The organism is Serratia sp. TSO36 (assembly GCF_057808395.1).
In genome coordinates this window covers 72,903-87,675 of record NZ_JBJZOU010000016.1, presented here as the reverse complement: position 1 = coordinate 87,675, position 14,773 = coordinate 72,903, and the positions used below count along the sequence as shown (strand labels likewise).

Annotated in this window: 19 protein-coding genes; 15 read left to right on the top strand and 4 right to left on the bottom strand. The window is 58.8% G+C overall.

All coding sequences use genetic code 11. The features are described from left to right. Nucleotides 1–135 precede the first annotated feature (135 nt). Nucleotides 136–942 (top strand): IclR family transcriptional regulator domain-containing protein, encoded by an 807-nt coding sequence (locus ACK3CV_RS16255; RefSeq protein ID WP_489009875.1) that lies wholly within the window; start codon nt 136–138, stop codon nt 940–942. A 135-nt stretch (nt 943–1,077) separates the two neighbouring features. After that, nucleotides 1,078–1,710, top strand: a complete 633-nt coding sequence (locus ACK3CV_RS16250) for an ECs1377 family protein (RefSeq protein ID WP_049234659.1) — start codon at nt 1,078–1,080, stop codon at nt 1,708–1,710. Between the two features lie 54 nt (nt 1,711–1,764). On the opposite strand, the gene ACK3CV_RS16245 is transcribed toward ACK3CV_RS16250, so the two are convergent. After that, nucleotides 1,765–2,199: a DoxX family protein gene (locus ACK3CV_RS16245; RefSeq protein WP_033635133.1), complete on the bottom strand. Its 435-nt coding sequence runs from the start codon at nt 2,197–2,199 to the stop codon at nt 1,765–1,767. A 217-nt stretch (nt 2,200–2,416) separates the two neighbouring features. On the opposite strand from ACK3CV_RS16245, the gene ACK3CV_RS16240 reads away from it, so the two are divergent. The 3 genes from ACK3CV_RS16240 to ACK3CV_RS16230 all read left to right on the top strand — a co-directional run bounded on the left by ACK3CV_RS16240 (nt 2,417) and on the right by ACK3CV_RS16230 (nt 4,640). Beyond that, complete coding sequence (locus tag ACK3CV_RS16240; protein ID WP_015378375.1) at nt 2,417–2,617, top strand: hypothetical protein; 201 nt, start codon at nt 2,417–2,419, stop codon at nt 2,615–2,617. A 76-nt stretch (nt 2,618–2,693) separates the two neighbouring features. After that, nucleotides 2,694–3,092 carry a type II secretion system pilot lipoprotein GspS gene (gene gspS / locus ACK3CV_RS16235; protein ID WP_033635132.1) on the top strand — a complete coding sequence of 133 codons (399 nt, stop codon included), beginning with the start codon at nt 2,694–2,696 and terminating at the stop codon, nt 3,090–3,092. A gap of 114 nt (nt 3,093–3,206) precedes the next feature. After that, on the top strand, nt 3,207–4,640 hold the full coding sequence (locus ACK3CV_RS16230) for an EmmdR/YeeO family multidrug/toxin efflux MATE transporter (protein WP_164140900.1): 1,434 nt from the start codon (nt 3,207–3,209) through the stop codon (nt 4,638–4,640). Nucleotides 4,641–4,702: 62 nt separating this feature from the next. Here the strand turns inward: ACK3CV_RS16230 and ACK3CV_RS16225 are convergent, their stop codons facing one another. Next, nucleotides 4,703–4,975 carry a hypothetical protein gene (locus ACK3CV_RS16225; RefSeq protein ID WP_033647885.1) on the bottom strand — a complete coding sequence of 91 codons (273 nt, stop codon included), beginning with the start codon at nt 4,973–4,975 and terminating at the stop codon, nt 4,703–4,705. Between the two features lie 776 nt (nt 4,976–5,751). Between ACK3CV_RS16225 and ACK3CV_RS16220 the strand changes: the two genes are divergently transcribed. The 10 genes from ACK3CV_RS16220 to ACK3CV_RS16175 all read left to right on the top strand — a co-directional run bounded on the left by ACK3CV_RS16220 (nt 5,752) and on the right by ACK3CV_RS16175 (nt 14,244). Continuing rightward, complete coding sequence (locus ACK3CV_RS16220) at nt 5,752–6,276, top strand: fimbrial protein (protein ID WP_033653555.1); 525 nt, start codon at nt 5,752–5,754, stop codon at nt 6,274–6,276. Between the two features lie 91 nt (nt 6,277–6,367). Continuing rightward, nucleotides 6,368–6,913 carry a fimbrial protein gene (locus ACK3CV_RS16215; protein ID WP_033647884.1) on the top strand — a complete coding sequence of 182 codons (546 nt, stop codon included), beginning with the start codon at nt 6,368–6,370 and terminating at the stop codon, nt 6,911–6,913. A gap of 61 nt (nt 6,914–6,974) precedes the next feature. Further along, nucleotides 6,975–9,500, top strand: coding sequence for an outer membrane usher protein (locus ACK3CV_RS16210; RefSeq protein ID WP_049197304.1), 2,526 nt, complete (start codon nt 6,975–6,977; stop codon nt 9,498–9,500). A gap of 33 nt (nt 9,501–9,533) precedes the next feature. Beyond that, nucleotides 9,534–10,292, top strand: coding sequence for a fimbria/pilus periplasmic chaperone (locus ACK3CV_RS16205; protein ID WP_033635126.1), 759 nt, complete (start codon nt 9,534–9,536; stop codon nt 10,290–10,292). A 48-nt stretch (nt 10,293–10,340) separates the two neighbouring features. Then, on the top strand, nt 10,341–10,970 hold the full coding sequence (locus ACK3CV_RS16200) for a fimbrial protein (protein WP_194243208.1): 630 nt from the start codon (nt 10,341–10,343) through the stop codon (nt 10,968–10,970). A gap of 21 nt (nt 10,971–10,991) precedes the next feature. Then, on the top strand, nt 10,992–11,474 hold the full coding sequence (locus tag ACK3CV_RS16195; protein ID WP_033638535.1) for a fimbrial protein: 483 nt from the start codon (nt 10,992–10,994) through the stop codon (nt 11,472–11,474). A gap of 15 nt (nt 11,475–11,489) precedes the next feature. Further along, nucleotides 11,490–11,981, top strand: a complete 492-nt coding sequence (locus ACK3CV_RS16190; protein WP_051917615.1) for a fimbrial protein — start codon at nt 11,490–11,492, stop codon at nt 11,979–11,981. A gap of 14 nt (nt 11,982–11,995) precedes the next feature. Next, nucleotides 11,996–12,538, top strand: a complete 543-nt coding sequence (locus ACK3CV_RS16185) for a fimbrial protein (RefSeq protein ID WP_371317395.1) — start codon at nt 11,996–11,998, stop codon at nt 12,536–12,538. A gap of 73 nt (nt 12,539–12,611) precedes the next feature. Then, entirely contained in the window at nt 12,612–13,433 is an 822-nt protein-coding gene (locus tag ACK3CV_RS16180) for an MrpH family fimbial adhesin (RefSeq protein WP_223181969.1), read from the top strand. A 109-nt stretch (nt 13,434–13,542) separates the two neighbouring features. Next, a complete protein-coding gene (locus ACK3CV_RS16175; protein WP_080434115.1) occupies nt 13,543–14,244 on the top strand; it encodes a helix-turn-helix transcriptional regulator in 702 nt (233 codons plus the stop codon). Here ACK3CV_RS16175 and ACK3CV_RS16170 read toward each other — a convergent pair. Continuing rightward, nucleotides 14,209–14,388 (bottom strand): hypothetical protein, encoded by a 180-nt coding sequence (locus ACK3CV_RS16170; protein ID WP_033635123.1) that lies wholly within the window; start codon nt 14,386–14,388, stop codon nt 14,209–14,211. The two genes, ACK3CV_RS16175 and ACK3CV_RS16170, sit on opposite strands and share 36 nt — an antisense overlap. Beyond that, the gene (locus ACK3CV_RS16165; RefSeq protein ID WP_033638531.1) at nt 14,385–14,570 is read right to left on the bottom strand and encodes a hypothetical protein; all 186 of its coding nucleotides are present in this window, start codon (nt 14,568–14,570) and stop codon (nt 14,385–14,387) included. Before ACK3CV_RS16165 ends, ACK3CV_RS16170 begins: the two co-directional genes overlap by 4 nt. Between the last annotated feature and the right edge of the window lie 203 nt (nt 14,571–14,773).

The following is a 14,773-nucleotide window of genomic DNA, read 5'->3' as shown; positions in this document are numbered from 1 at the left end:
AAGTAGATCGTCCCTTTCAGGCAAACAATACCGATTATCGAAAAAGTGTGCGATTATCGGCTATTGTTTAACAAAGGTTCGCAGGCTGTGATCGTCGGCACACCGAAATTTCAGGCAGACAGCGGGGTAACGAGAATGGAAAAAGGACAGGAAATTACGCGCAGCAGCACCGATCCCTGGAAGGGGGATCCCGACTTTATGGCCTCTTTGGCGCGAGGATTGGAAGTTCTGCAGGCTTTTACGCCGCAGCGGCGGCTGATGTCGGTATCGCAGATTAGCCAGCGTACCGGCATTCCGCGCGCGGCGGTGCGCCGCTGCCTTTACACCCTGAGTAAACTGGGCTTTGTGTACGCGGAAGACGGCAAGAATTATGAGCTGCGTCCGCGCGTCTTGTCGCTGGGCCATAACTGGCTGGCGGCTTCGCCGTTGGCCAACGCCGCGCAGCCGGTGTTGAGGCAACTCAGCCAGACGCTCAATGAGTCCTGTTCCATGGCCATATTGGACGGTGATGACATTCTTTATATCGCCCGCGCATCGACTTCGCGGATCATGACCATCGATTTGCACGTCGGCAGTCGCTTACCTGCCAGCACGACGTCGATGGGGCGGGTTCTGCTGAGCGGGCTCGCCAATGAGCCGTTGAATGACTATTTGGCGCGGCTGACGCAACTGCGTTACACCAGCCATATCCTGGTGAGCGTTAGCGCATTGCGGGAAGAGCTGGCGCGCGTGCGTCAGCAGGGATATGCCATCAACGATCAGGAACTGGAGATTGGCCTGCGTTCACTGGCGGTGCCGCTCACCACGCCGGATGGCCGTATCGCCGCGGCGTTGAACGTCGGTGTGCATGCCAGCCAGGTTTCCGCAGAGCGTTTGTATCAGCACCACTTGCCTTTATTGCGCTCGGCCGCCGAAGAGATATCGCTGCTGTTGCACGACTAATCTTGAACTTTGGGCCCCTGCCGGAGTTAACGCCGGTTTTTTACCGCGCCAGGTGAGTCATGCGGTGTTGTACTGTTGCCTGCGGGTAAGGTAATTTGCTGTTGGCAAAGATGACTGACGCGGGGGCCAACGGACATGAACGAGAAAATCGACTATCACATCGAGAAATACCATTTCGCGCCGCTGGATGAGGCCCCGCGGCTTGCGCACCAGTGGCGTGAGGTGCTGAACGAGTGCCGCGAGACGCAGGCCGGGGCGGAAGAGCGTCTGCGCATTGCGCTGCTCAACGTGGACTATGTGACCAGTTTCGAATTGCCGTTTCGCTTATTGCTGGTGCGGGCGCCGCAGCTGATCGCCGGCCTGCGCGATGAGCTGTCGATAAGTCAAAAAAATGTGGTGTTCAACGGCAAGCGTTTCGGCTGTGTCTACAGCCTGAAAAGCGATTTGAGCGGCGTGCCGGAGGCCTTTCAGTACGGCCTGTCGACCCGTATTCATCGAACCTCGGCGTCGGGCGTGGACGCGCTGCCTTACCGGGAAATCGCCAAGGCGCTCAAAGCGCCGCGTGAGCGGCTCAAGCTGGCGCTGGAGCAGGGGCTGCCGGTAACGGCGCTGGATGGATTGTTCTGGTTCGGCATTCAGCGCATTGCCGCCGAGGTGCGCAGGCTAAGAAAAACCGGCATGGCGATCGTGACGGCGGAAACCGAGATCTTCGACACCCTGACCGGCACGACGCGCAAGGTCCCGGTGTACCGCCTGGCCGAGAGTTAATTGTCGTTTCAGCAAAAAGGAGGTTCGAATCAGGAACCTCCTTTACAGTGCCGCTTACCGATAGGCTTCATTGCGCGCGATCGCGTATTTCCCGCTGCCCAGCAGCAGGATGACGACCCCACCCATAAAGAACACCAGTTCGTTTTCAATGCCCCAGGCGCCGACGTCGGTGACGGTAAACACCTTGCCGGTGCCCACCATCAGAAACGCCACCACCAGCGTGAGGGCGTAAACCAGCGCGGCGGGGCGGGTGAACAGCCCCAAAACGATCAGTATCGGCGCCAGGATCTCCCCTACATACACGCCATAGGCGATGAAGGCGGGCAGCCCCTGTTGTTGTAACGCATCGGCGATCCAGCCGACGCCATGCTGAATTTTCGCCACGCCGTGAAACAGCATCAGCCCGCCGAAGGTCAGTCTGAGCGCCAACTTGCCGGCGTCCGGGCGATCAAAAAGGCGCGTGAATGCCGCATTCAGTGACTTAACCATGACCCTTCCTCCTGAATAGGAATGATTTTCAATCAATATATCAGCAAGGTGAATGCGAAAGATGTTCTGGATCAGTAAAACGGCGGGCTTTACGCCGAATCAGCGGGCGAGGTTCGGCGGGCATTGCGCACGGCAACGCAGGCTGTCCCCGCGACCCAAATCGCGGTAAAATGCAGCAGTTCACCCTATCGCATTCCATCAGGCCGTCGAACCCGCTATGAAAACGCGCAAACCGCGCCGTCCGCCCGGGCGGTGGATCTATTACATCCTGCATGAAGACATGCTGTGGCCCTGCCCGGTCAAATGGGAGTGGGAGAGCGGCTATAACGCCTGGCTGCCGTTTTACTATTCCCCCACGCTGGAGTTCGTCGCCGGCAACCCCGCCCGCGCCACCAAGGTCAGCAGTGGCCGGCGCTAAGCGTGCAGCCCGCCTTGCCGCCCGGCATCCGTTCACCTAAGATCATTGCATCACCCACAGGTTTCCGGGAGCGCCCATGTCTACTCTGTTTCGCACTTCTCTTTGCGGCGCGGTGGCGTTGCTGCTGCTTGCGGGTTGTCAGCAGACGGCGCATAAACCGGCGCCGCCGCTGCAGGCGCAGTTGGATCACATCGCTCTGATGCTGGCCGGCGGGCATTTCCTGCGCGTGGCGTGCGGGCGCAGCGAAGTGCCGGACGATGTGAAATTGCAGCGCACCGCGATGCGTACGGCGCAGCACCGCGGCTGGGACACGCATGCGGCAGGGTATCGGCAGCTGCCGGCGCTCACCCAGGCGCGCTATTTGGCTCTGCAACAGGATAATCAGCTGCTGACGGATAAATGTGCCACGCTCAGCCGCAGCACCGCGCGCTTTATCGCGGCGGCGCAGGCCGATCAGGAAGACTACATGGAGTAGCGTTGCGGCAAGCCTGTCGGGTGCTCGTCACGGGCGCCCAAAAATTCTTTGCAGGATAACGATTTATCGATCATCATTTGAAATGATGTTTCACTTTTATCCACCGAGCCCACCTTGAACCTGTATGCCGCCCTGCGTCAGCGCGTGGAAAATACGCCCTGGTACGCCAAACGGAAAAGCTACCGCGTGCTGTTCTGGCGCGAGATCACGCCGCTGGCGGTGCCGATCTTCCTGGAGAACGCCTGCGTGCTGCTGATGGGGGTGCTGAGCACCTTTCTGGTGAGCTGGCTCGGCAAAGAGGCGATGGCCGGGGTGGGGCTGGCGGACAGCTTCAACATGGTGATCATCGCCTTTTTTGCCGCGGTGGATCTCGGCACCACCGTGGTGGTGGCCTTCAGCCTCGGCAAGCGGGATCGCAGGCGCGCGCGGGCGGCGGCGCGTCAGTCGCTGGTCTTGATGACCGGCGTGGCGCTGCTGTTGGCGGCGGGCATTCATCTGGCGGGCGAACCGATCATCGATGTGATCGCCGGCGCGGCCTCGCCGGAAGTGAAAGCGCTGGGGCTCTCTTACCTGCAGACCACGGTGTGGAGCTACCCGGCGGCGGCGATTGCGCTGATCGGCAGCGGCGCCCTGCGCGGCGCGGGCAACACCAAGATCCCGCTGCTGATCAATGGCGGCATGAATATCCTCAATATCATCATCAGCAGCATCCTGATTTACGGCATGCTGGGTTGGCACGGGCTGGGCTTCGTCGGCGCCGGGCTGGGGCTGACGATTTCCCGCTATATCGGCGCCATCGCCATTCTCTATGTGCTGGCGATCGGTTTTAACCCGGCGCTGCACATCACGCTGAAAAGCTATTTCACGCCGCTGAAGATGAGCATCCTGTGGGAAGTGCTGGGGATCGGCATTCCCGCCAGCGTTGAATCGGTGTTGTTCAACGGCGGCAAGCTGTTGACGCAGATGTTCGTCGCCGGCATGGGCACCAACGTGATCGCCGGTAACTTCATCGCCTTCTCCATCGCTTCGTTGATCAACTTGCCGGGCAACGCGTTGGGATCGGCCTCGACCATCATCGTCGGCCGGCGGCTCGGCAAAGGCGAGATCGGCCAGGCGGAGCGGCAGCTGCGTCATATTTTCTGGCTGTCTACCCTTGGGCTAACCGCCATCGCCTGGGGCACGGCGCCGCTGGCCGGGGTATTCGCCGCGTTTTATACCTCGCAGGATGACGTGAAATCGGTGGTGAAAACCCTGATTTGGCTCAACGCCGCCTTTATGCCGATCTGGGCCGCTTCCTGGGTGTTGCCTGCAGGGCTGAAAGGCGCGCGCGATGCCCGCTTTGCCATGTGGGTGACGATGCTGGGCATGTGGGGCTGCCGCGTGGTGGCGGGCTACGCGCTGGGCATTGAACTGGGCATGGGCGTGGTGGGCGTCTGGTTGGGGATGTTCCTCGATTGGGCAGTGCGCGGCGCCTTGTTCTATTGGCGCATGGTCAGCGGGCGCTGGCTGTGGAAATATCCGCGGATGAGGCAAGAGAGGAAAGGTTGACCGTGTATTATCGGGGAACTGCCGGCGCCGATTGAACGGCCGCCGGCAAGAAAATGGCGTCGTCAGGAGTGGTGAGTCGAAGGATACCAGCGCAGTGAGTTATTGACAGGGCCTTGGGTGACCAGCACTTTTCCCTTGCCCGCCAGGCTCAGCAGCAAATTGCGCGCCTGATAAATCGTCAAGTCGTTGGACTCGGCCAATTGGCGCGTGGTGGGCCATTCGCCGGGGGGCGGCGGCGGCGTTTCCCTGGCTGAAGGGCATAGGTTGTGTAGCGTCGTGAGTAAATGTTGCTGCAGGTTCTGCAATTCTTGTTGTTTTGAGATGCGTTTTGCCATGTAAGCCTCCCTTAAACTTCAGGTGAGTTTTGATATAGCGGTAAAAGATGGGTCAGAGAATAGTGCCGGTTGCCGACAAGACGCTCCTGAGCTATTCCCGGACGGCCGTCTGAACCTGATATTTTCGCCGCTATAACCCGGCGGCGTGCAAGGGGCAGGATGGAGAATGCCGTTGCCGGGGGCCCGGCCGGCTGTGTGTATTGGTTGTATTTCATTGTTTTGCTCCATGGTGTACTTCCGAGCCTGGTTTTCACCTGTTCGGATCGTTAAGTATTCCTTCTCTTTGTCGGCGCATTATAACGCAAATAGCAAAATGGCGATCGTTAATGTCGTGGAAAATATGTTTTTCGATACAATTGACTGGTGTTATTGCTTTTACGATCTGTTGTCTCGCAAAAATATATTCGTCTCGTGGTTTTTGGGCTTATATTTTGTATTTATTGGTTTTGATTAAAATGGCTTTCCAAGGTGTGAGTGTTTTTGTAAGAATAACCAGGCCAAAATGAGCGGGTAAGACGGAACTTATTTTAAATATCTCTGAAGGGTAAGTCTTTAGACGATCTTTATTTAAGCGTGTTTTTCTTTTTGCCTGTTTAGCTATTCGTTTATAACCCTAATTGGGTGGTAATGAATTGACAGTCGCGATTTCACAATTGCGACGTCTTTCTTTTTGGCGAAGAGTAATACCGTTATTCATTCTGGAATGTATAAATGGCTGTTAAAGGAGCGGGAGCAATCCTGCGCTTTTTACACAATATTAAAGGAATAAGTGAATTATGAAACTGAACAAAATCATGCTGGCAACTGTTCTGGCGTTTGGCGTGTCTTCTCTGGCGAATGCCGCCGATCAGGGTCATGGCAAAGTGACTTTTACCGGTTCCATTATTGATGCTCCTTGCTCCATTGCGCCTGAATCGGCCGATCAAACTGTGGAAATGGGGCAGATTTCCAATGTCGCGCTGAAAAATGGCGGCAAATCAGCGCCGCGTCAGTTCGATATTAAACTGGAACAGTGCGACACCTCCACCCTGAAAACCGTCACCACCACTTTTGACGGCAAGGCTTCCGCCGCGAACCCTGATCTGCTGGGCATCATCGGTACCGCCAGCGGCGCCAGCATCGCCATTACCGACATGGCGAGCAATCCGATCAAACTGGGCACCGCAACGGCTCCTCAGACGTTGAACGACGGCAACAACACGCTGCGCTTCGCGGCTTACCTGCAGGGTGACGGCGCTTCCGCCACCGTGGTTCCAGGTGATTTCACCGCCGTAGCCGATTTCAAACTGGCTTACCAATAAGTCTCATCGCCATTGGCGTGACGTCTTTTATGCATGCGGGATATCCCGCATGCATTTTCCCAGGATGAAGGGTATTTGTCAGGGGTATTCAATGAACCGGTTTATTTACCATTTAGTGTCTCCTTGCATATTGATGACCATGCTAGTTATTCCGGCCACTCAGGCTGCTCCCAAGGTTCAGGGATGGGGGCGAGTGAATATGCAAGGAGCCATTATCGATACCGCTTGCGCCATTGCCGCCGGCAGTCGCGATCAGACTATCGATATGGATGTGTTGCCGCTGGGAAATATTGCGCGCGATGGACAGGGCAATACGCGCCCATTCACCATCGAATTAATCAACTGCACGTTTGAACGGCCAAAGCCCAATTTGCCGAACTGGAAGCAATTCCAGGTTGTTTTTGACGGCGATGCCGATGGCGAGTTATTCGGCGTGCGCGGAGACGCGAAGGGTGTGGCGCTGCAAATATCCGATGGCCAAGGGAATATCGCGGCACCCGGCGTGCCTTTGCCGCGTGGCGATATTTCACCAGGAAGCATGTCGCTCAACTATTCCATCAAGCTGGTTGCCAATAAGCAACCGCTGCATGCCGGAAGCTATTTTTCTGCGGTGCGCTTCAAGCTGGATTATTACTGAAGTTTTTATTACGGCTTACGGTGGGCCGCAACGACGGAAATATACGATAAAGGTTAGGGATATGATGTTATCACCTGCTGGGAAGCTATTTCGATTTCAGGTTTTGGGGTTATGTATCACGCTGGCACTGGGAAGTTCATCAACGCGTGTTTACGCTGAAGACGGTATTCAATTTAATACCGATATTCTGGATGTTAACGATCGGAAAAATATCGACCTAAGCCAATTTTCCCGCAGCGGCTACATTATGCCGGGGAGTTACAGCATGGTGGTTCATATCAATAAAAACGAACTGCCGGAGCAAAAAATATCGTTTTATCCGCCGGACAGCGATCCGGACGGCAGCCGGGCCTGCATCACCAAAGCGTTGGTCGAACAATTGGGGCTGAAGCAAGAGATGATGCGATCGCTCAGCTGGTGGCATCAGGGTGAGTGTCTGGACGAATCCAGCCTGAAAGGCATGGCGTCGCGCGGCGATCTTGCGACGGCTGCGCTCTATCTGAGCGTGCCGCAGGCTTATATGGAGTACAGCTCGGAAGACTGGGATCCGCCGTCGCGCTGGGATGAGGGCATTCCGGGGTTGTTGTTCGACTATAACCTCAATGCTCAAAGCCGGCATCAGCAAAAGGAGGGCACTCGCGAGTATAGCGTCAGCGGCAACGGTACCGCCGGCGCCAATCTCGGCGCCTGGCGTCTTCGCGCCGACTGGCAGGGGCAGCTTAACCATCAAACCGGTGTCGGGCAGCCTACCGATAAGAAGTTGGAGTGGAGCCGCTATTACGCCTACCGCGCCATCCCCGCGCTGCGTTCGCGCCTGACGCTGGGTGAAGACTATTTGGATTCGGGCATTTTCGAGAGCTTCCGTTTTTCAGGCGCGAGTCTGGTCTCCGACGACAATATGCTGCCGCCCAACCTGCGCGGCTATGCGCCAGAGGTGGTCGGCGTGGCCAAAACCAACGCCAAGGTGACCATCAGTCAGCAGGGGCGGGTCATTTATGAAACCCAGGTGGCGGCGGGGCCGTTCCGTATTCAGGACATCAATGACGCCATCTCCGGCGAGTTGGATGTGCGGGTGGAAGAACAGGACGGCAGCGTACAGGCGTTCAAGATGAACACCGCCAGCATTCCGTATCTGACCCGCCCGGGCTCGTGGCGTTTCAAACTGGCGGCGGGCAAGCCGTCCGACTGGCAACACCACGCTCGCGGGCCGCTGTTTGGCACCGGCGAATTCTCATGGGGCATCAGCAACGGCTGGTCGTTGTATGGCGGCGCGTTGGCGGGCGGCGATTATAACGCCCTTTCGCTGGGCGTGGGGCGCGATCTGATGATGTTCGGCGCGCTGTCGTTCGACGCCACCCAATCGCGGGCGCGCCTGCCGCAGCAGGAAAAAACGCTGAGCGGCGGTTCTTACCGGGTGAGCTATTCGAAAACCTTCGATGAGTTGGACAGCCAGGTCACCTTCGCCGGCTACCGTTTCTCGGAAGAAGACTACATGAGCATGAGCGAATACCTCGACGCGCGTTATTACGGTAATCGGGTCGGCAACAACAAGGAGATGTACACCATCACCTTTAACAAGCAGTTCCGCGACTGGGGGTTGAGCACCTACCTCAACTACAACCATCAGACTTATTGGGATCGTCCGGCCAATGACCGTTACAGCCTGACGGCGTCGCGCTATTTCGACATCGGCGACTTCAAAAACCTGAGCCTGTCGTTGTCGGCTTATCGCAACCGTTACAACGAGACCAACGACGACGGCATGTATCTGTCGCTGTCAATGCCGTGGGGCAATGGTGCCACTCTCAGCTACAACACCACGGTGAATCGCAACGACAACACTCATCGCGTGGGGTACTACAACCGCGTCGACGAACACAACAACTATCAGGTGAGCGCCGGCAGCGCGCGTAGCGGCGCCAATTTGAACGGCTACTACAACCACGAGGGCGACGTGGCGCGTCTGAGCGCCAACGCCAGCTATCAGGCCGGGCGCTACAGCGCCGTTGGCCTGTCCGCGCAGGGAGGGATGACCGTCACGCAGGAAGGCGGCGCGCTGCATCGCTCTACCGTTATGGGCGGTACGCGCCTGTTGCTGGACACCAACGGCGTAGCCGGGGTACCGGTGCGCGGCTACGGCAGCACCGTGAGTACCAACCGCTTCGGCAAGGCTGTGGTGGCGGACGTCAACAGCTATTACCGCAACAAGGCCAGCATCGATCTGAACAAGCTGGGAGACAACGCCGAGGCCACCCGATCGGTGGTGCAGGCCACCCTGACGGAAGGGGCGATTGGCTACCGCAAGTTCGATGTGATCGCCGGTGAGAAGGCAATGGCGATCGTCAAACTGGCGGACGGCAGTACGCCGCCGTTCGGCGCTACGGTGTTGAACGCCCGCAAACAGGAAACCGGCATCGTCAACGACGGCGGCAGCGTCTACCTGAGCGGCATCAACGCCGGTGAAACCATGACGGTCCACTGGAATGGCGCCGCACAGTGCCAAATACAGCTGCCGTCTTCGCTGCCGGCCGACATGCTGATGCGCACATTGTTGCTGCCTTGCCGGCCGCTCGCCCCGGCTGAATAAATTCATCATTCTGAATCTGGAGTAATCGACAACATGCAGAACATTTCCCTGAAGACCGCGGCGGCGATCGCCCTGTTGAGCACAGCGATGTCGCAGCAGGCATCGGCGGCGATCGCGCTCGATCGTACCCGGGTGATCTTTGACGGCGGCCAGAGCTCTGTCAGCCTGAACCTCAGCAACCAGAACAAACAGCTGCCGTATCTGGCGCAGGGTTGGCTGGAGGACGAGCAGGGCAACAAGATTCAGAGCCCGCTGGTGGTGCTGCCGCCGGTGCAGCGCATCGAGCCGGGCAAACCGAGCCAGATAAAGATTCAGGCGCTGCCGGCGGCCAAACAGCTGCCGCAGGATCGCGAGAGCCTGTACTACTTCAATTTGCGCGAGATCCCGCCGAAGAGCGACAAACCGAACACGCTGCAGATCGCGCTGCAAACGCGCATCAAGCTGTTTTACCGGCCGACGGCGATCGTGCCGAGCCGCGCCGACATGGCGACGCCGTGGCAAGAGCAACTGACACTGACGCGGCAGGGAGACGGCTATCAGGTCAATAACCCGACCCCTTATTACATCACCATTGTCGATGCCGGGAGTAAAAAGCACGGCGAAGGCGCGCAGGGTTTCGAGCCCTTCATGATCGCGCCCAAGAGCAATGCGCGGCTGACCGTGAGCGCGGCGGCCCTGGGCGGCAGCCCGGTGCTGACCTATATCAACGACTACGGCGGCCGGCCGCAGCTCAGTTTCAGCTGCAGCGGCGGCAGTTGCAAAGTGGTGCCGGAAAAGAAACCGGCTTCATAACCCTCTGTTCAGGCCGTTATCGACGGGAGAGTGACTCAGGTGCAAAGGATGAAACGAAAACTGAAAAAGGACAGCCTGCCGCAGCGCTGCGAATGGCGCTATTACGCCGCGATGGGCGGCCTGGCGCTGATGTTGCCGCTGCTATTGCCGAAAGCCGTCGCGGCCGACAACTGGCAGGTGGAAGGCGCCAACGGCGTGTTGCAGGTACGCGGCGCGCTGACGGAGAGTGCCTGTCGGTTGGAGATGACCAGCGCGCGGCAGGATATTTGGCTGGGGGAAACCGGCACCGCACGCTTGCGGCAGGCCGGCGATCGCGGGCTGCCGGTGGCGTTCGAGCTGCGTCTGCAAGATTGTCTGCGCGCCTCGACCAGCCAGCGCGATGCGCGCACCGGCGCGCTGACCTGGGCGCCGAACCAACCGGCGGTGACGGTCAGCTTCGGCGCGCCGGCGGATATGGACAACCCACAGTTGGTGAAAGCGCAGGGCGTGTCTGGTCTGGGGCTGCGCCTGCTGGACGGCCGCGGCCGCGACGTTCGCCTGGGCAGCCGCGGTGAGCCGCTGATGCTGACTCCGGGGCAGAATACCTTGAGCTACACCGTCGCGCCGGAGCGAACCGCGGCGCCGTTGATGGCCGGCGCTTATCGGGCGGCGGTGGATTTTAGGCTGAGTTATGACTGAGGCGGCGAGATGGCGCAGATGATGAAACGAAGCCGAACGGCGCTCTGGCTGGCGGGGCTGTTGGCGCTGGTTCAACTGTCGGCTGAGGCGAACACCCTGGTGAACGTGCGGGTCACCGTGCTTTCCCCTCCCTGCGTTATCAACGGTGGGCAGCCTATCGAGGTGAATTTCGGCGATGAAGTGATGACCACCCGGATCGACGGCAGCAACTATCGGCGGCCGGTGAACTATACGCTGACGTGCAACGGGCAGAGCAGCAACGCTCTCAAACTGCAGGTTCAGGGGGCGGCGGCCGGTTTCGACGGTCAATTGTTGCGCACCAGCCAGGACGGACTGGGCATCGCGCTGCTTCACGGGGGCGGCCGCTGGCCGATCAATCAGTGGTTGAGTTTTACCTATCCCGTCACGCCGACGCTTGAGGCGGTGCCGGTGAAATCGGCCACTGCCAAACTGACAGCGGGCGAATTCACCGCCGGCGCGACGATGAAAGTGGACTATCAGTAACGCAGGAGCTAGAGCATGAAACAGCGTTTAACGGCGAGCGTGCTGCTGTGCGCCGGCGTGGTGTGCCACTTCGCCTGGGCGGAAAAAACGGTCGATATGCAGTTCCGCGGCACGCTGATCGAGCCGCCGCCCTGCACCATCAACGATGATGGCGTGATCGATGTGGATTTCGGCGATCGCGTCGGTATCAATAAGGTCGACGGCGTGAATTACCGGCAAACCATCGGCTATCGCATTACCTGCGAGCCGGGGATCGGCAAGTGGGACATGATGTTGAGCCTGAACGGCACGGCGACCTCTTTCGATGAGGCGGCGGTGCAAACCAACCACCGTTATCTGGGCATTCGCATTTACCAAAATGCCGCGCCATTCAAAGTGGGCAGTTCGCTGCCCATCGATCCGCTCAAGCCGCCGGTGCTGGAAGCAGTGCCTGTCAGCAAGGCGGGGGAAACCTTGACGGAAGGGGCGTTCGACGCCACGGCGACTCTGCAGGCTGACTACCAGTGAAGGAGGGAACACGTATGAAAATGACGCCAAGACGCCGCTGGGCGACGGCGGGGCTGTTGCTGTTTTCACTGGGCGCGAGCGGAATGGTGCGAGCGGCGGACAATCTCTATATGCACGGCGCGCTGGTGGCGGAGCCCTGTGTCATTCAGCCGGGCGACGAAGATATCCAACTGGATTTCGGCACCGTGGTCGACAAATACCTGTACCTGAATCAGCGCACGTTGAGCCAACCGTTCGAGCTGCGGCTGTCCGAATGCGATCTGAGCCTGGGAAAAACGGTGTCGATCACCTTCAAGGGCGAGGAAAACCCGCAGTTGCCGGGGTTGTTGGCGCTGGCGGCGAGCAGCGAGGCCAGCGGGATCGCCATCGGCATGGAAACCGCGCAAGGGCGGCCATTGCCGCTCAACAGCGCCGGCGGCAAATACCCGTTGCAGAACGGCAGTACGGTGATCGCCGTGCAGGCTTATGTGCGGGGCGAACCGGAGGCGCTGGCGAAGAAGACCATCGGTCGCGGCGCGTTCAACGCCATTGCGACTTTCAACCTGGACTATCAATAAACGCCGGGCCGGCCCGGTATTCGGCAAAACAGAATAAGGACCTGACGCGATGCAGCGTGCTCACTTCAGATGGATGTCTCTACTGCTTGGCCTGGCGCCGGGGCTGTGCTCGGCACAAATCTATTCGTACGTCACCCAAAGCACCGGCTCTCCCTCCAACGCTAGCTATAAGTTCGTGCTTGAAAGCTGGGATATGGACGACCTGTCGCCCAATCCCTGCTATCAGCAGGCAAATTGCGCCATCGGCATTAACCACCGGCATACCAGCACCAACACCGGGGGCACATCTTCGGTGTCACCGTCTGCCTACGTTGTCGGCTCGACGCGTTATCCGCAAATTACTCAATTGGCGACGATGGGCGAGCTCAGCCGTTTTTATCAAAGCATCTATCCGTTGCCGATACAGGGGAGCACTTCGCACGTGGGGGAGTCGATCACTCAGGAGTGCGTCGGGTTGTTTTACAACACGCGCTCCGGTTCCGCGGTAACGGGGAGCAATGCGCGCCTGATGCCCAGCAGCGTCTGCGGCATCGCGCCGCCGCCGGTCGGGGTGTGCGGCATTGATGAGCAGCAGCTCGATTTGAACCATGGCGTGCTGCAGGACACTGAACTGGCGGGTAATACCGCGCGCGGCAGTCTGCGGGTGGTGTGTTCGCAGAAGATGAATATCGTCATGTATATCCGCACCGGCAGCAGCGGCCGTTTGGATCTGGGCAACAACTCGGGCGTCTACAGCACGCTGCGCATCAATGGCGTGTTGGGCAATCAGGGCTATCCGTTCACTGCCGACACGAGCGGCATCACGTTGCCGGTCACTTCAACGCTCGGCGTGACCGGAACGGTCAAAGCCGGTGATTACTCTGGACAGTCGGTCGCCATTCTGGCGCTGCCGTAGCCGCTTGGTCGCGCTTAAGGCCGCGTATCACCGCAAGGCCGTCATCGGTCTTTTTATCGCTGATAAGCGGAAAGGATGACGTGCATCTGGGTGCGAAAAGGGAGATTTCATGGAGAAGGTACCGATGGGAAATAGTCTGTCCCTGGCGTTCATCGATAACGACCGCTTTTTTATTGAAGGGCTGCAGCGGGTGCTGTTGCCTTATTTTGCCCGCAGGGCGATTCCGGTTCGATTGCTGGATCCCGCCGCGGCGGCGCAGGCGGATATGGTGTTCCAGTCCGTGGAAAGGGATTGGCAGGCGCGATTCTGCCTGCGTGCCGCGGAGGGCGGTAAACAGATTAATTTTTCTCTGCGTGCGCCGGATGACACCCGTTGGCGCGACAAGCCGCGCTGCATCAGCGAATCGGGTGTGATCTTTCGCAACGATACGATCGGCCTCGTGCTGAGCCGGGTGGAACAGGCGCTGGCGTTGCAGACGTCTGATAGCGAAGCGCGCCGCTGTTATTGGTGCGAGCGGCAGCGCATTACCCGCCGCGAACAGGATGTGATGCGCTATCTGGCCTGGGAAATGCCGCCGACGGCGATAGCGCGTTATTTGGCGTTGAGCGTGAAGACCGTCAGTAACCACAAACAGGCAGCGATGAGAAAACTGGGGTTCAAACGCAACGTCGATTTATACCACTGGCTGCGGCAAGGGGGCCTGAAAACCGTAGAGCGGTCGCGAGGAGAGGGGTGCGGTTCAGGTGCGCGGCTTGGCGCCGGAACCGCTGCGGCGTCAATACAGCAGCGTCATCGCGCTGAAGAACAGTAGCGTCAACACGATGATGATGACGTTTTGTGTGGCTTTGCGCACCAGTTTGCTGGCGCTCAGCCGGCTGTCGATGATGTAGAGCAGCGGCACCATCAACAGCACGTAGGCGAACATCAGCATGGCGGTAAAGGGCTGCAGGTTCATTCATGCTCCTCTTGTGCGTCATCATGGCCGACCAGGTGCACCAGCACGGCCTCCGTCTGATGGGGCAAACCAATAAAATGCGCAGTGGCGGGGGAGTTCGCCGCGAGCGGCAGAGCGGCGCGCCGCGTCTTCACCGCCGCTTGCAGAATTTTCTTCCGATGCTTCCGAGTATGGTCGACCATGCGCCTCCGAATAAAGCCGCCCGCAGGCGGCCGATCGTTGTATTGCCCATTAAGCTGGAGAAGGATTTCGGGCCGCTGCCGGGGCCACGCACTCATAATATTGCGAATGATAACCATTATCAATATTGAGAGTAAAAAATTAAGGGTATTACGAGGGGCAGTCGGCGGGGCGGGAAAAGAAAAAGCACGCCTTGCGGCGTGCT